This is a genomic window from Streptomyces sp. SCSIO ZS0520, assembly GCF_025643355.1.
Lineage (GTDB): Bacteria > Actinomycetota > Actinomycetes > Streptomycetales > Streptomycetaceae > Streptomyces > Streptomyces physcomitrii.
On the sequence record NZ_CP092644.1, the window covers coordinates 2,759,976 to 2,773,999 of the forward strand.

Annotated in this window: 13 protein-coding genes, 1 pseudogene and 1 riboswitch; of the genes and pseudogenes, 3 read left to right on the top strand and 11 right to left on the bottom strand. The window is 70.0% G+C overall.

Annotation, left to right across the window (positions count from 1 at the left end; translation table 11 throughout):
- Window positions 1–3 precede the first annotated feature (3 nt).
- From MID12_RS10290 to MID12_RS10310, 4 genes are all read right to left on the bottom strand, one after another.
- Window positions 4–282: a MoaD/ThiS family protein gene (locus MID12_RS10290; RefSeq protein WP_040249153.1), complete on the bottom strand. Its 279-nt coding sequence runs from the start codon at window positions 280–282 to the stop codon at window positions 4–6.
- A gap of 107 nt (window positions 283–389) precedes the next feature.
- Window positions 390–551 carry a putative leader peptide gene (locus MID12_RS10295; RefSeq protein WP_107071301.1) on the bottom strand — a complete coding sequence of 54 codons (162 nt, stop codon included), beginning with the start codon at window positions 549–551 and terminating at the stop codon, window positions 390–392.
- 69 nt (window positions 552–620) lie between these two features.
- Window positions 621–758: a hypothetical protein gene (locus tag MID12_RS10300; RefSeq protein ID WP_411576935.1), complete on the bottom strand. Its 138-nt coding sequence runs from the start codon at window positions 756–758 to the stop codon at window positions 621–623.
- Window positions 759–868: 110 nt separating this feature from the next.
- Window positions 869–2,113, bottom strand: coding sequence for a DUF4238 domain-containing protein (locus tag MID12_RS10310; RefSeq protein WP_263166348.1), 1,245 nt, complete (start codon window positions 2,111–2,113; stop codon window positions 869–871).
- Between the two features lie 478 nt (window positions 2,114–2,591).
- On the opposite strand from MID12_RS10310, the gene MID12_RS10315 reads away from it, so the two are divergent.
- Entirely contained in the window at window positions 2,592–3,386 is a 795-nt protein-coding gene (locus tag MID12_RS10315; protein ID WP_263166350.1) for an SDR family oxidoreductase, read from the top strand.
- Between the two features lie 281 nt (window positions 3,387–3,667).
- Window positions 3,668–3,809, bottom strand: a riboswitch (cobalamin riboswitch).
- On the opposite strand, the gene MID12_RS10320 is transcribed toward MID12_RS10315, so the two are convergent.
- The 4 genes from MID12_RS10320 to clpS all read right to left on the bottom strand — a co-directional run bounded on the left by MID12_RS10320 (window position 3,782) and on the right by clpS (window position 7,125).
- Window positions 3,782–4,204, bottom strand: a complete 423-nt coding sequence (locus MID12_RS10320; protein WP_040249163.1) for a Mov34/MPN/PAD-1 family protein — start codon at window positions 4,202–4,204, stop codon at window positions 3,782–3,784. It overlaps the preceding riboswitch by 28 nt.
- Window positions 4,205–4,290: 86 nt before the next feature.
- Window positions 4,291–5,757 (bottom strand): amino acid permease, encoded by a 1,467-nt coding sequence (locus MID12_RS10325; RefSeq protein ID WP_052482239.1) that lies wholly within the window; start codon window positions 5,755–5,757, stop codon window positions 4,291–4,293.
- Between the two features lie 420 nt (window positions 5,758–6,177).
- Complete coding sequence (locus tag MID12_RS10330) at window positions 6,178–6,816, bottom strand: DUF2017 domain-containing protein (RefSeq protein ID WP_040249166.1); 639 nt, start codon at window positions 6,814–6,816, stop codon at window positions 6,178–6,180.
- 18 nt (window positions 6,817–6,834) lie between these two features.
- On the bottom strand, window positions 6,835–7,125 hold the full coding sequence (gene clpS, locus MID12_RS10335; protein WP_040249169.1) for an ATP-dependent Clp protease adapter ClpS: 291 nt from the start codon (window positions 7,123–7,125) through the stop codon (window positions 6,835–6,837).
- Window positions 7,126–7,305: 180 nt separating this feature from the next.
- Here clpS and MID12_RS10340 point away from each other — a divergent pair, with 180 nt between their 5' ends.
- Complete coding sequence (locus tag MID12_RS10340; protein ID WP_263166355.1) at window positions 7,306–8,679, top strand: nicotinate phosphoribosyltransferase; 1,374 nt, start codon at window positions 7,306–7,308, stop codon at window positions 8,677–8,679.
- Between the two features lie 349 nt (window positions 8,680–9,028).
- Window positions 9,029–9,613 carry an isochorismatase family protein gene (locus MID12_RS10345; protein WP_040249172.1) on the top strand — a complete coding sequence of 195 codons (585 nt, stop codon included), beginning with the start codon at window positions 9,029–9,031 and terminating at the stop codon, window positions 9,611–9,613.
- Between the two features lie 110 nt (window positions 9,614–9,723).
- Here the strand turns inward: MID12_RS10345 and MID12_RS10350 are convergent.
- From MID12_RS10350 to MID12_RS10360, 3 genes and pseudogenes are all read right to left on the bottom strand, one after another.
- Window positions 9,724–10,056: pseudogene (locus MID12_RS10350) on the bottom strand (hypothetical protein); the annotation flags it as partial.
- A gap of 253 nt (window positions 10,057–10,309) precedes the next feature.
- Complete coding sequence (locus MID12_RS10355; protein ID WP_263166359.1) at window positions 10,310–10,735, bottom strand: VOC family protein; 426 nt, start codon at window positions 10,733–10,735, stop codon at window positions 10,310–10,312.
- Between the two features lie 331 nt (window positions 10,736–11,066).
- Entirely contained in the window at window positions 11,067–13,496 is a 2,430-nt protein-coding gene (locus tag MID12_RS10360; RefSeq protein ID WP_263166361.1) for an immune inhibitor A, read from the bottom strand.
- Between the last annotated feature and the right edge of the window lie 528 nt (window positions 13,497–14,024).

Sequence of the window (14,024 nt, forward strand, 5' to 3'; positions counted from 1 at the left end):
GGATCAGCGGCTTCCGCCGGCGACGGCCGGGAGGATGGTGACGTTGTCGCCGTCGCTCAGCTTGGTGTCGATGCCGTCGAGGAAGCGCACGTCCTCGTCGTTGAGGTAGACGTTCACGAAGCGGCGCAGCTGCTCGCCGTCGACGACCCGCTCGCGGATGCCGGTGTGGCGCGAGTCCAGGTCGGCGAGGAGTTCGGCGAGGGTGCCCCCGTTGCCTTCGACCGCCTTCTGGCCGTCGGTGTAGGTACGGAGGATGGTCGGGATGCGGACCTCGATGGCCATGGTGGTGGGCTCCTTCGGGAGGGCAGATCGGGGAGGGGCGCGGGGCCCCGGGGGCCCCTCGGCGCGGGGGCTTGCGCCGCGGGCCCATGGCCGGGCGGCGGCAGGTGTCAGTGCTGACAGATGGCGCTGGCGAGCCTGCACAGGTCGACGTGCAGCCGCGCCGCTCCGCAGCCGAAGGCCCCGAGCAGGCCGGAGGCGGAGCGCGCGCGAGCGGACGCGGCGAGCGGGGCGCCCGGCGTCGTCGTTTCGCTCACGTCGTGGAGAACCATGGGGGCATCGTAGCGATTCCCGGTCCGGGTTCCGGAATGGCGTCTCGTATCCTGGACGGATTCTGTTCGTCAGACGGGACCGGGCAGATAGGTGACCGTGGGCGAGCCGGTCCGCGGGTGCACGCTCACCTCGGCGCGCACCCCGTAGACCGCCGCGAGCAGCTCGGCGGTGAGGACCTCGGCGGGGCGGGCCTCCACCGCGGCCACCGAGACCCACGCGATCCGTTTCCGCCAGTACCACCTGGAGGACAGGGGCCGGGTCCGCACCCGCAAGGTCTGCGAGATCGAGGACCGCAAGGTCGGCAAAGGCTGTCAGCTCACCGCGGACGAAGTCGTACCCGTCTCCGACAAGGAACTGCGGGCGATTCCCCTGCCGACGGCGAAGGAAGAAGGCGTCCTACAAAAGCCTCGGCGCAGCGCCTGGCCCCGGCGGGCCCGCTGCGTGGCTGCCTGTTCGCCGATCGGGGGACGGTTCGCCTGGCTTGTTTGAGGGGGTGGGGGCTCTGCCGAGTGAGGCCGCTCACCTTCGACGCCCGGCCATCGGGGGATGAAGCCGCCTGCAGCTTCTCTTTCCTGGCCCGGCCGCCCTGTTTGAGGTATCTGCGGACGATGGCATCTTGACCGCTGCGAGGACGGAAGTAGACGCGTTGCTGTGCTGCCTCAATCTGAAGCCGGTTGAGCAAGTCAACCGTCTCCTCGGATACGGTGCTCAGACCGTTGCGGGGGGTCCTACCGACCAAGAGATGCCTGGGACCGAAAGGCAACACAATGGCGGTGGAGTCACCGATCGCAACGTTGAAGGCGATTCTGGTTCCGCTCTGCTGAATCGCCAGGGCCGGGGTGTCGCCCAGGAGAAACTCCCCTGCAGCGGGCACCAGAATCTCCAGTCCAGCATCGCTGATCATCTCCTTCGCCTTGGCGAACGTGATCTCGATCCGCGCCCGGAAGTCCGCACCGTTCTCGAAGTTCGCCATGTGCGGGCTCAAGATCTCGTCTGCCGCCGTGGCCGCCGTGGCCAGACCCTGCGGTCCAGAGAGGTGAAGTCCGCTGCGTTGCAGTACTGCGCGGCGCAGCAGGTCGGACCTTTCTGTAAGTAGGGCGGTGCGGTGCTCGGTGTAGACCTTGGTGAAGATGCGCTCGTGGATGTTGCGGTAGTTCAGGGAGCGGACCAGGTGCAGGGCGACGAGATCCTTGAGGGTCTGCACGTGCTGCTCATTGTGGAAGACATCGCCTCGATCCACCGCGCGCGCGGCGTCGGGTATGCGTGTCTCGAGTTTTCCCCATACCTGTTCCAGGGAGGCGGAAGCGAAGCGCGCGAAGTACGGGACCTTGCCGCACGCGCGCGGACTTGCCGCCTTGTGCAAACCGTCGGGGTGGTCGAGGTTGAAGGGCACGAGCTTGAGCCCTTGGCTGCCGAACGGAATGGCGAAACGCTTGAGTAGCACTCTGGAGATCACGTGCTGACCGACAACGTGGCGATCGGCCTCAGGCTGGAGTTCCTTGATCCGGGCATCGATCTGCTGCGCTGCCACCTGCCACGGATTGGGTGATCCCTCATTCATCCGCCCAGTGTGGCAACCCGGTCCGACAATTGAGACGGATTTTCCATCTGCCCCTCAGCGCATGGTCGCCCGACAGCCGTGTTCGGCAGCAGCGCTCCCGGCCCTACACGCACTGGGGTGCGATGCTCCGGGGGTTCTGAGCTGCGGGGGACGCATCGTGGTCATCCCGCCCGCAGCGAGCAGGCGATCGTCACCTTCGACCACCTGATCGTGGCGTGCCGTCACGCCAGCGCCCACGACAGATCAGAGCGACCCGGCCAAAGATGCCGCGCTCCCCTCGCAGGTCCGTGCCACCTCGACGGAGCGAAGTCGGCCGGCCGGCCCCCTACCGACTCGCGCTTGAGGCGGGCGCCCGCGGGCCGTCGGGACCGGGATCAGCTTGCTTGAAGTGTGCTTCAACGCCATAGCGTCGAGACAGCTGAACCGAATACCCAATGCGTCGACGCATCATCTCTCACGATCAGCTGAAGGGCAGCAAGTGGCAAACAAGCAATTCGCAACGCATGCGGAACTTTTCGATCTGAGTGGAAAGCGCGCGCTGGTCACCGGCGGCACCCGAGGCATTGGAATGATGATCGCGCGTGGCCTCCTCCAGGCAGGCGTTCGCGTGGTCATCAGCTCACGCAACGCAGAAGCGTGCGCTCAGGCGCAGGAGCAGCTGTCCACAGTTGGTGAGGTGCGGGCCATCCCCGCCGACCTATCCCGCCACGACGAATGTCGGCGACTGTCTGACCTCGTCACCGACGAATCTGAGCGCCTCGACATCCTCGTCAACAATGCGGGCGCCATGTGGGACGAGCCACTGGCGACGTTCCCCGACGCGGCCTGGGACACGGTCGTCGACCTCAACCTGAAGTCGCCATTCTGGCTAGTCCAAGCGCTGCTACCCGCGCTGCGCGGGGCGGGCACCGCCGACGACCCCGCGCGGATCATCAATATCGGCAGCATCGCCGCCATCCACGTCCCCCAGCGGCCCAACTACTCGTACTCCAGCAGCAAGGCCGCACTGCATCAACTCACCAGAGTGCTCGCCAAGGAACTAGGACCGCAGCACGTCACCGTGAACGCCGTGGCGCCGGGGCCGTTCCCCTCGGCCATGATGGTGGCAACCCTCGACGAGTTCGGCGAGGCCATCGCGGCGTCGGCCCCACTGCGCCGGATCGGCCGCGACGACGACATGGCGGGCGTCGCCGTGTTCCTCGCCAGCCGGGCAGGCGCCTACCTGACAGGCACCATCATCCCCGTCGACGGCGGCATCGCGACAACCGCGTAGGCCTGGGGTGATGTGTCTCGGGACCGCGACCTGCTCCCCCTTGAGCTTGTCTTCACCTGGTGTGCATCGTTCGCCGGACGGCGCGGCCGCGCCGTCCAGGCAGTTCTCGGTGTCGAGGCGGGTGTCGATGCCGGACTTCGCGTGGTCGCCGCGGGCCCGGCCGTCGCACCCGGAGCAGGCGCTGCCGTACCCGCCGTGGACGAGGTCCGGGTCGGCGACGAGCGGCTTCTCCCCTGTGCTCCTCGGCGAGGGGACCGGAATCCGCTCGCAGGCCTCCGCAACCGGTGGAAGAGGCGGCAGGTCAGTTCCTGGCTTCCCCGCGGGGCGGGGTCACAGTGGCGGGACCGTGCCGGATTCGCACCGGCTTCCTGGCTCCTGCCGCCCAAGGTCGCCGCTCAGTATGCCTGCACGACCTGCACGTCCTCCTCGGTGACCTCCCCCTCCGCGATCCGGAAGGAGCGGAACTGGAACTCCCCGGCCCCGTCGGTGTCGGCGGTGGAGACCAGGACGTAGTGGGCGCCGGGCTCGTTGGCGTAGGAGAGGTCGGTGCGCGAGGGGTAGGCCTCGGTGGCGGTGTGCGAGTGGTAGATGATCACCGGCTCCTCGTCCCGGTCGTCCATCTCCCGGTAGAGCTTCAGCAGATCCGCGGAGTCGAACTCGTAGAAGGTGGGCGAGCGGGCGGCGTTCAGCATCGGCACGAACCGCTCGGGGCGCCCGCTGCCCGCAGGGCCCGCGACGACTCCGCAGGCCTCGTCGGGGTGGTCCTGCCGGGCGTGCGCGACGATCTTGTCGTAGAGGTCCTGGGTGAGGGTCAGCATGGGGACCAGAATATGCGGCGGGCCGCCCCGTACCACAGGCTGGTACGGGACGGCCCGCATGCTGGACACCGGGGTGTCCGGGAGCCTCAGTCGCGCGGGGCGGCGGCGCCCTGGACCGGGGTGCGGTCGAAGGCGTCCGGGTTGCGGGACTTCAGGACCTGGTAGGAGACGAACATGATCAGGGCCCAGACGGGGGCGCAGTAGAGCGAGACCCGGGCGTCCTTGTCGATGCCCATCATCACGATGACCATGCCGATGAAGGCGAGCGAGAAGACGCTGGTCCACGGGGCGCCGGGGGCGCGGAAGGAGGAGCCGGGCAGCTCGCCGCGGTCGGCCTTGGCGCGGTAGCGGATCTGGCAGACCAGGATCATGATCCAGGCCCACATGCCGGAGATGGTGGCGAAGGAGACCACGTAGTCGAAGGCCTCGCCGGGCCACTGGTAGTTGATCCAGACGCCGACCATCATCAGCGCCGCCGAGAAGGTGGTGCCGACCAGCGGGGTGCCGCTGCGGGTGAGGCGGGTGAAGAAGCGGGGCCCCTGCCCGTTGAGGGCGAGGTCGCGCAGCATCCGGCCGGTGGAGTACATGCCGGAGTTGCAGGAGGACAGGGCCGCGGTCAGCACCACGAAGTTGACGATGCCCGCGCCCGCGGCGAGGCCCATCTTCTCGAAGGCGGCGACGAACGGCGAGACGCCCGGCTGGAAGTGGGTCCAGGGCACCACCGAGAGGATCATGATCAGGGCGCCGACGTAGAAGACGGCGATCCGCCAGGGCACCGTGTTGATCGCCTTGGGCAGGGTCTTCTTCGGGTCCTTGGACTCGCCCGCGGTGACACCGACCAGCTCGACCGCGAGGAAGGCGAACATCACGATCTGCAGGGTCATCAGGGTGCCGCCGATGCCCTTGGGGAAGAAGCCGCCGTCGGACCAGAGGTGGCTGACGGAGGCGGTGTCGCCCGCGTCGGAGAAGCCGAGGGTGAGGATGCCGGCGCAGATGAGGATCATGCCGATGATCGCGGTGACCTTGACCATCGAGAACCAGAACTCCAGCTCACCGAAGACCTTCACGGAGATCAGGTTCACCCCGTAGAGGATCAGCGTGAAGACCAGCGCCGAGACCCATTGCGGGATGTCGAACCAGTACGTCATGTACTCGGCGGCCGCGGTGACCTCGGTGATGCCGGTGACGACCCAGAAGAGCCAGTACGTCCAGCCGGTGACGTATCCCGCGAAGGGGCCCACGAACTCCCGGGCGTACTCCGAGAAGGAGCCGGAGACCGGGCGGTACATGAGCAGTTCGCCGAGGGCGCGCATGATGAAGAAGATCACCAGGCCCGCGATCGCGTAGGCGAGGATGAGGCTCGGCCCGGCCTTCGCGATGGCCTTGCCGGCGCCGAGGAACAGGCCGGTGCCGATGGCACCGCCGATCGCGATCATCTGGATCTGCCGGGCACCGAGCCCGCGCTGGTAGCCCTCGCCCTGGTGGGCGCCGGGCGCTCCGGCGGCGTCGGCCGCCGGGCCGTCCTGCTGCTTGCCGACCCGCGCTGAGGTCATCGTTCGAGCGCCTTTCTCCATGGCCGACCCGCGCCGAGTCAAGGCCGCGGATCGGGTCCCGATCCCCCCGGATGCTGATGGAGTGCCTGCCGGGCGGTCGGCCCGGCGGGTGCGCCCCGGCGGCGACATGGGTGGCGTCCCGCCGGTGGTCGTGAAGATGTATCACGGCATCCGGAGCGCCCGGAGCGGACACTTGTGGCACACCCCACAGGAAGAACCGGACAAAACTCGCTTGCCACAGCGAAAGCCGCAGTGGGGGTGACGGGATCGTTATACGGAGTTGAGCGTCCGTTGAGCGAACGCCACCGGGAGTCGCTTGCGGGGTCCGCCGCCCTCTCCGCACCGGCGCCGCAGGCGTGAGCCCGGACACCGCGACGGCCGCCACGAGGGCGGCCGCGGGAGGGCTGAGGTGCGGGGCGGTCAGGGCATCAGGGTGCCGACCAGGGTCTCCTGGAGTCCGCCGAGCCAGAGGTAGGCCATCACCATCGGCTTGCGCGGATCGCTGTCCGGGAGCCGGTAGAGGAGGTCGGTGTCCTCCTCGTCGGCGACGTCGAGGCGGGCGCCGATCGCGAGCCGCAGGTCGTTGAGGGAGCTGAGCCACTGCCGGGACTGCTCCGGACTCAGTTCGAGCAGGGCCTCGGCCTCCTCGGCGCCACCCTCGCGCTCCAGGCTCAGCGAGTCGAGGCTGCGGATCACCGCGAGCGCGTCCTCCCGCTTGCGGGCCCGCAGGTCGTTCTCGGTGAAGCGCCGGAACTCCGCGGAGTAGGCGCGCTGCTGCTCCTCGGCCGCCGGGTCGCCGCCCGCACCCTCGGCCGCGCCGTCGGGTCCGCCGTAGGCGTCCGGGAAGAGGCGCCGGAGCACCGGGTCGGAGGGCGGTTCGCTCGGGCCCTCGGCGAACAGTTCGTCGAGCGGGTCGGCGGAGCCGGAGTCCTCACCGCCGGGCCCGGGGCCGACCAGCTCCAGGAGCTGGACGGAGAGCGAGCGGATGATCGAGATCTCGACCTCGTCGAGGGCGACGGCGGCGCCGCCCCCCGGGATCGCTTCGAAATGACCTGCCATGGACTTGAGTGACCCCGTCTACTTTCTGTCCTGCTGGAGGGTGGCCCACAGACCGTATCCGTGCAGTGCCTGCACGTCGCGCTCCATCTCCTCGCGGCTCCCGCTGGAGACCACGGCGCGGCCCTTGTGGTGCACGTCCAGCATGAGCTTGGTGGCCTTGTCCTTGGAGTAGCCGAAGTACGTCTGGAACACGTACGTCACGTAGCTCATCAGGTTGACCGGGTCGTTGTGCACGATCGTGACCCAGGGCAGGTCCGGCTCGGGCACGGCGAAAGTCTCCTCCGCCGCTTCGGTGCGTTCGGTTTCCATGGGAGCGGGAGCGGTCACACCGCCATGCTGCCACCTGAGGTGGCGTGGCGCACAAACGGACCCGAGAAATCGTCAGACTGACGAGATGGGGGTAGCATCCGGTCTGTCGAACGAAACCGGGCCCGTCCCGGTGACCCGGCAGGTGCCGGACGCCCGTGCGCATCGCGAGGAGAAGCAGACATGCACTCGGTGGATCAGGGGCTGGGAGCTGAGGAAGGGCGCGCGTCGGGCGCCCGCGGCGGCGGGCGGCGGGTGGGGGTCCCCTCCACCGCGCTCTTCACCGACCAGTACGAACTCACCATGCTGCAAGCCGCCCTCAAGTCCGGTACGGCACACCGCCGTTCGGTCTTCGAGGCGTTCACCCGGCGGCTGCCCGAGGGCCGCCGCTACGGGGTGCTCGCCGGGACCGGGCGGGTCCTGGACGCGGTGGAGAACTTCCGCTTCGACGAGGACCAGCTCGCCTTCCTGCGCGAGAAGAAGATCGTGGACGGCGCCACCCTGGACTGGCTCGCCGCCTACCGCTTCGGCGGCGACATCTGGGGCTACCCGGAGGGCGAGGTCTACTTCCCCGGCTCCCCCGTGCTGCGCGTCGAGGGCTCCTTCGCCGAGTGCGTGGTCCTGGAGACGGTGATCCTGTCGATCCTCAACCACGACTCGGCGATCGCCGCGGCGGCCTCCCGGATGTCCTCGGCCGCGGGCAGCCGCCCGCTGATCGAGATGGGCGCCCGCCGCACCCACGAGCTGGCCGCGGTCGCCGCCTCCCGCGCCGCCTACATCGGCGGCTTCACCAGCACCTCGGACCTGGCCGCGGGCTTCCGCTACGACATCCCCACGGTCGGCACCTCCGCGCACGCCTTCACGCTGCTGCACGACACCGAGCGGGACGCCTTCCGCGCCCAGGTCGACTCGCTGGGCCAGGGCACCACCCTGCTCGTGGACACCTACGACGTCGCCGAGGCGGTCCGCGCGGCCGTGGAGATCGCGGGGCCCGAGCTGGGCGCCGTCCGCATCGACTCCGGGGACCTGCTCCTGGTCGCCCACCGGGTCCGCCAGCAGCTGGACGAGCTGGGCGCCCGGAACACCCGCATCGTGGTCACCAGCGACCTGGACGAGTACGCCATCGCCTCGCTGGCCGCGGCCCCGGTGGACGCCTACGGGGTCGGCACCCAGCTGGTCACCGGCTCGGGGCACCCGACCTGCTCGATGGTCTACAAGCTGGTGGCCCGCGCCGAGTCCGCCGACCCGGCCGCCCCGCTGGTGCCGGTGGCGAAGAGGTCCACCGGCGGCAAGACCTCGATCGGCGGCCGCAAATGGGCCGCCCGCCGCCTGGACGCGCAGGGCGTCGCCGAGGCCGAGGTGATCGGCACCGGGAGCCTGCCCACCGAGGTGGCCGGGCGCGAGCTCCTGGTCGAGCTGGTCAAGGGCGGCGAGGTGCTGGCCCGCGAGACCCTGGACACCGTGCGCGAGCGGCACGCGGCGGCCCGCGCCTCCCTGCCGCTCTCGGCCACCCAGCTCTCCCGCGGTGAGCCGGTGCTGCCCACCGAGTACCTCTGAGGCCGGGCGTGCGCCTGAGGACCCGGCGGGCGGCGGGGGCGCGGCGGGCGTCCGGGACTCGCTGTACCTCCGGGACCCGGCGTGCGTCCGGGACCCGGCGTACCCCCGGGGCCAGGTGTGCGGCCGGGACCCGGGGCGCCCGGACCAGGACGTATCCGGGCGTCCCGGCGCGGGTCAGGGGGCCGGCGGGCGGGCATGAACACCGGGTGAGGGGGAATGCACACGCAGCACGAGCCGCTCGCGCATCCGACAGCCGGACACACCCTCCCGCTCCGCCCCCGCAGTCTCTACGCTCGGGTTCACCGGCCCCACCATTCGAAGAAGCCCGTACTGCCGAAGGACACCGACCATGCGCCGCGCCCTGATTGTCGTAGACGTGCAGAACGACTTCTGCGAAGGAGGGTCCCTCGCGGTCGCGGGCGGCGCCGACGTCGCCGCGGCGATCACCGAGCTGATCGGCCAGGCCCCGGCGGGCTACCGGCACGTGGTCGCCACCCGGGACAACCACATCGCGCCGGGCGACCACTTCTCGGACCGGCCCGACTTCCGGCGCAGCTGGCCCGCGCACTGCGTGGCCGGGACCGAGGGCGTCGGCTTCCACCCGAACTTCGCGCCCGCGGTGGCCTCCGGCGGCATCGACGCGGTCTTCGACAAGGGCGCCTACTCGGCCGCCTACAGCGGTTTCGAGGGCGCCGACGAGAACGGCACCCCGCTCGCCGAGTGGCTGCGGGCCCGCGAGATCACCGAGGTCGACGTGGTGGGCATCGCCACCGACCACTGCGTACGGGCGACCGCGCTCGACGCGGCCCGGGAGGGCTTCCGCACCCAGGTGCTGCTCGACCTGACCGCCGGGGTCGCCGAGGAGAGCACCGAGCAGGCGCTTCAGGAGATGCGCGAGGCGGGCGTGGAGCTGTCCGGGAAGCCGGTGGTCTGAGGCCAGGACGGGGGCAGCGCGCCGGGCTTCCTGCCGCCCGGGGCGGGGCCCGCCGGGGCCAGGTCCGCGGCGCGCAGTCCGTTCGCGGCCTCGGCGCCGGGCCAGTACCGGGGCGCGGGCAGCAACGCCCGGATCGGGTGCCAGAGCTCGGCCGCACCGCCGGTGCTCGCCCGCCATATCAGCCCGTCGGGGTGGTGCAGCACCGCCGTGATCTCGTCCTCGGTGGGCGGTTCGGCGTTGCCGCTGAGGTAGACCGCGCGCAGCCCGAGGTTGCGCAGCCGGGTCAGGGCGCGGGCCCGGTTCACGGCGTGCACCAGGACGCGTACGGTGCCGTCCGCGCCGGTCCGGACGGCTCCGGAGGCGGGGCGGCCGACCGGCCTGGGCAGGGTCAGCGCCACCACCATCCGCCCGTCGGGCAGCTTGCAGAAACCTCCTGCGGCCATGCCTGTCACACCCCCGTGAGACGTCTGTCGGTGGGAAACCTTGTCGGACGCAGCTAAGCACGACCGGCCACCGCCCTCCAAGGGCCGAGGGTTGATCATGCGCTGACCTGCGAGAACACCGGCGGACTCGCGATCTTGCCGGAAGATCACCGCCCGGAGGCGGGATTTTCCTTGATCCTTCCGGGATTCCTCCGGCGGGGCGGACGCGGGGAGCCCGGGCGGAAGGCCCCGCCCGGGCTCGGGCGCCGGTCCGCTACGGCCGTACGTAGGGCCGCGTCATGATCTCCATGTTGTGGCCGTCCGGGTCCTCGAAGTAGGCGCCCCGGCCGCCGAAGAGGCGGTTGATCCGGCCGGGCTCGGTGTGCCGGGGGTCGGCGTAGTAGGTGACCCCCACCGCCTCCAGGCGGTCGATCATGGCGTCGAAGCGCTCCTCGGGCACGAGGAAGGCGTAGTGCTGCGGCCGGATCGGCTCCTCGCGCAGCTCGTAGTAGTCGAGGGTCACGCCGTTGCCCAGGTCGACGGGGAGGAAGGGCCCGAAGGGGGCGCCGACCTCGAGGCCCAGGACCGCGGCGAGGAACGCGGCGGACAGCCGCCGGTCGCGGGCGTAGACGGCGGTGTGGTTCAACTGGACGGTGTCCGGCGGCGCGGACGCGGGCCGGTGCTGCTCTCGGTGTGCCATGGGGAGGTGTCTCCGGGTCGTGGATCCGCTGCGGAAGCGCCCTGTGCGGCGCGGCGAGGAAGGACGCGGAGTGGCGGCGGGGCCCTGGCCCGCCGGGCGCTCATGCCGGGGCCGGGCGCCTCACTCGTCCATGGCCCATGGCCGACCCGGCAGTCACCCGGCCCAGGTCAGTTCCTCGCGCGGGCTCCCGGACGGGCTCGCGAAAGGCGGGTGAGGCCCCCGTACACGCACGCGGCCTCCACGACCCGCGACGGGTCGTGGAGGCCGAGTCACCTCCGGTCCCGGGAGCGTCGACTGCCTCCCGCGGACCGCGCGGTCGTCGTGCTCGCGGTTACTTCTTCTTGGCCGGGCCGACCATCACGTCGACCGTGGAGCCGTCCTTGGCACCGCCGACCACGCTGATCTTCGTGTTGGTGTCCGGCACCTGCACGCTGGCGGTCGGGTTGGCCTTGTCCCAGTAGACCCCGGTGGAGTCGTTGAAGACCGGAACGCCCTTCTGGGCCTTGATCTTCAGCGGCACGCTGGCGTCGTGCAGGGTCAGCGCGTCCGTACGGGCCAGGGTGAACGAGGAGTCGAAGGTCTGGATCTTGTTCCCGACGACCTTGCCGTTCTTCCACTTGAGCGCCTTCGGGTGGGCGTCCACCGGAAGGATCAGGCCGCTGCCCGGGTGGGCGCTGGTGTTGTTGTCCTTCTGGGAGGTGTCCCACAGCCAGACCATCAGGCCGTTCTGGTACGGGTAGTGCTCCACCCAGTCCGGCTTCTTGTCGCGGAAGCCGAAGTTGTACGGGCCGACCTTGAGGGTCTTGTCGTACGAGACGTACTGGCGGTTCTCGGCGAGGTAGTACTGCTCGTAGTCCTTGGTGTAGGACTCGCCGATGCGCGAGAAGCCCTTGCTGGTCCAGCCGTTGTCGTCGGCCTCGGCGTTGTCGCTGAACAGCGCCTCGCCGTCGGCGGTGAGGACGATCTCGTCGGCGGTGAAGCCCTTGCCGCCCGCGCCGCCGTCGGTCTGGTAGCGGAAGCGGAGGTCGATCTTCTTGCCCGCGTAGGCGTCCAGCGGGAAGACCAGCTTCTGGTACTTCTTCGAGGCGTCGGTCAGGGCCGGGCGGTCCGCGCCGTCCTTCGGGAGGGCCTTGCCGTCGGCGGTGCCGTCCAGCGGGGTGTACTGCTTGCCGCCGTCGGTGGAGACCTCGGTGTAGAGGTAGTCGTACCCCTTCTCGATGTCCCACCAGCCGTTCAGGGTGAGTTCGGCCTTCTTCTTGCCGGTGAGGTCGATGCTGCGGGTCAGGGTGTTCTTGAGGTTGTCACCCTGGTCGCTCCACCACTGCTTGCTGCCCTCGGTGGGCTTGACCACCGTGGTGGTGACCTCCTTCTTCGGCAGGTCCACCACCAGCGCCTGCGGGTGCTTGGTGTTGTACTCCGAGACACCCAGCTCGTGCGCGGAGACGGTGGCCGCCTTGCCCTTGGCGTAGTTCAGCCAGCCCAGCTGCAGCTTGTCCCAGGTGGTCATGTCACCGGGCAGGTCGCCGATGGCGTCCTTGCCGGTGCCGAGCCAGGAACCGGCCGACATCAGCGACCAGTAGCCGACCGAGTTGTCGCCGCCACCGGAGGTGTCGTAGAGGTCCGGCAGGCCGAGGTCGTGGCCGTACTCGTGGGCGAAGACGCCGAGTCCGCCGTTCTCCGGCTGCATCGTGTAGTCGCCGACCCAGATGCCGGTGTCGCCGATCTGGGTGCCGCCCGCCTTGTTGTCGCCGGGACCGGTGTGCCCGGCCTCGTCGCCGTAGGCGTACCAGCGGTGGGCCCACAGGGCGTGCTCGCCCTGGACGCCGCCGCCCGCGGACTCGTCCTCACCGGCGTGCACGATCTGGAAGTGGTCGATGTAGCCGTCGGGCTCGTTGAAGTTGCCGTCGCTGTCGAAGTCGTAGCGGTCCCAGGCGTCGTACTTGGCCAGGTCCGCCTTGATCTCGGCGTCGGTCTTGCCCTGCTCCTTCTGGTCCGCGACCCAGGCGGTCACGCCGTCCTTGACCGTGTCCCAGACGTTGGGGCAGTTGGTGTCGCCGCAGTAGTTGGAGCCGTAACGGCCCTCGTTGTACGGGACCTTGACCCAGTCGGAGACCTCGCCCTCGACCGAGTAGCGGCCCGAGGAGGTCTTCTCGTAGTAGGTCTTCAGGGACTCCTTCTTCTTGCCCTTGGAGTCCTTGCCCTCGCCGAAGTACAGGTCCTGGAAGTGCTTCTGGTCGAAGTCCTTCTGCCAGGCGGTGCTGTTGTCCTTCTTGCGGTCGGGCTGGGCTATCTCGTTGTGCGCGGGGCCGGGGTCACCGCCGTACTTCTCCACCGGGGGCTTCGGGCCGTCGCCGTCCGGGTCGAAGGTGGTCTCCTTGTCGACCTTGTCGCCGAACTCGACCAGGATGGTGAAGATCTTGTCGGTCTTCTCGCGGCCCAGCTCGACGTACTTCTTGTCGTCGAGCTTGACGACCTGCGAGCCGCCGCGCTTGACGACCTTCCGGTCACCGGAGAGGACCTGCTCCAGGGCGGCCTTGCGCTGCGCCTCGGCCTTTTTGGTGAACGGGCCGTCGAGGTTGTGCTCGTGGGCGCCGTGGCCGTCCTTGTCCTGCGCGGCACCGGGGGCCGGGTCGTGCCGGTGCACTTCCTGGCCGCGGACCTCGCCGGCCTCGGCCGAGGTGGCGGCCGCGAAGCCGGCGGTGGCCGCCGCGAGCGCGACCGCGACCGCGGTGGCTCTGACGGTGTGTTTCCTGCTGATCACTTGAGGGTTCCTCCCCACGCGCCCGGCTGCGCGGCATCGGGGGGTCCAGGGTCAACGGACTACCGCGCGCGGTGATACGCGTCATAAGTGAGCGACATTCGACAGCAGTTTCGACGGAAAAAACAGATCTTGACTTGAACAGGCCAAGTGCACTATGCAGTCCCGAACCTCCGCTATACGGACAACTCCGTTCCTCTTCGGCCAGTTCACCACCGGACCCGGCCCCGCCCGGCGCCCGATCCGCCTCCCGGCCACCGAACCGGTCCTCCGCAACCCGTCCCGCCGCTCTCCGCTCCGTACGGATCCGGCCCCTCTCGCGGGCCTCTCCGCCCCGCCCGCCGCGGGCCCCGGCCGACTCCCAACGGGCGCGTCCCGCCGTCCACTTGGCGATACGGGTGAATCCGTGCGCCCCCCGTGCACCGCCGCCCGGGCGGCCGGAGGGCTTACCCGGCGGGGCGGCCGGGCATGCCCCAGCGAGAACGCCCCTCGGCCGCGGCCACCCGGACGAACACCGCGCGCCACGGCCGG

What these genes read in the sequence shown, in the direction of transcription:
- MID12_RS10340 (WP_263166355.1), top strand. Translation starts at nt 7,306, where the DNA reads ATGCACTCGGTGGATCAGGGGCTGGGAGCTGAGGAAGGGCGCGCGTCG.
- MID12_RS10330 (WP_040249166.1), bottom strand. Translation starts at nt 6,816, where the DNA reads ATGGCAGGTCATTTCGAAGCGATCCCGGGGGGCGGCGCCGCCGTCGCC.
- MID12_RS10325 (WP_052482239.1), bottom strand. Translation starts at nt 5,757, where the DNA reads ATGACCTCAGCGCGGGTCGGCAAGCAGCAGGACGGCCCGGCGGCCGAC.
- clpS (WP_040249169.1), bottom strand. Translation starts at nt 7,125, where the DNA reads ATGGAAACCGAACGCACCGAAGCGGCGGAGGAGACTTTCGCCGTGCCC.
- MID12_RS10355 (WP_263166359.1), bottom strand. Translation starts at nt 10,735, where the DNA reads ATGGCACACCGAGAGCAGCACCGGCCCGCGTCCGCGCCGCCGGACACC.
- MID12_RS10345 (WP_040249172.1), top strand. Translation starts at nt 9,029, where the DNA reads ATGCGCCGCGCCCTGATTGTCGTAGACGTGCAGAACGACTTCTGCGAA.
- MID12_RS10290 (WP_040249153.1), bottom strand. Translation starts at nt 282, where the DNA reads ATGGCCATCGAGGTCCGCATCCCGACCATCCTCCGTACCTACACCGAC.
- MID12_RS10320 (WP_040249163.1), bottom strand. Translation starts at nt 4,204, where the DNA reads ATGCTGACCCTCACCCAGGACCTCTACGACAAGATCGTCGCGCACGCC.
- MID12_RS10295 (WP_107071301.1), bottom strand. Translation starts at nt 551, where the DNA reads ATGGTTCTCCACGACGTGAGCGAAACGACGACGCCGGGCGCCCCGCTC.
- MID12_RS10310 (WP_263166348.1), bottom strand. Translation starts at nt 2,113, where the DNA reads ATGAATGAGGGATCACCCAATCCGTGGCAGGTGGCAGCGCAGCAGATC.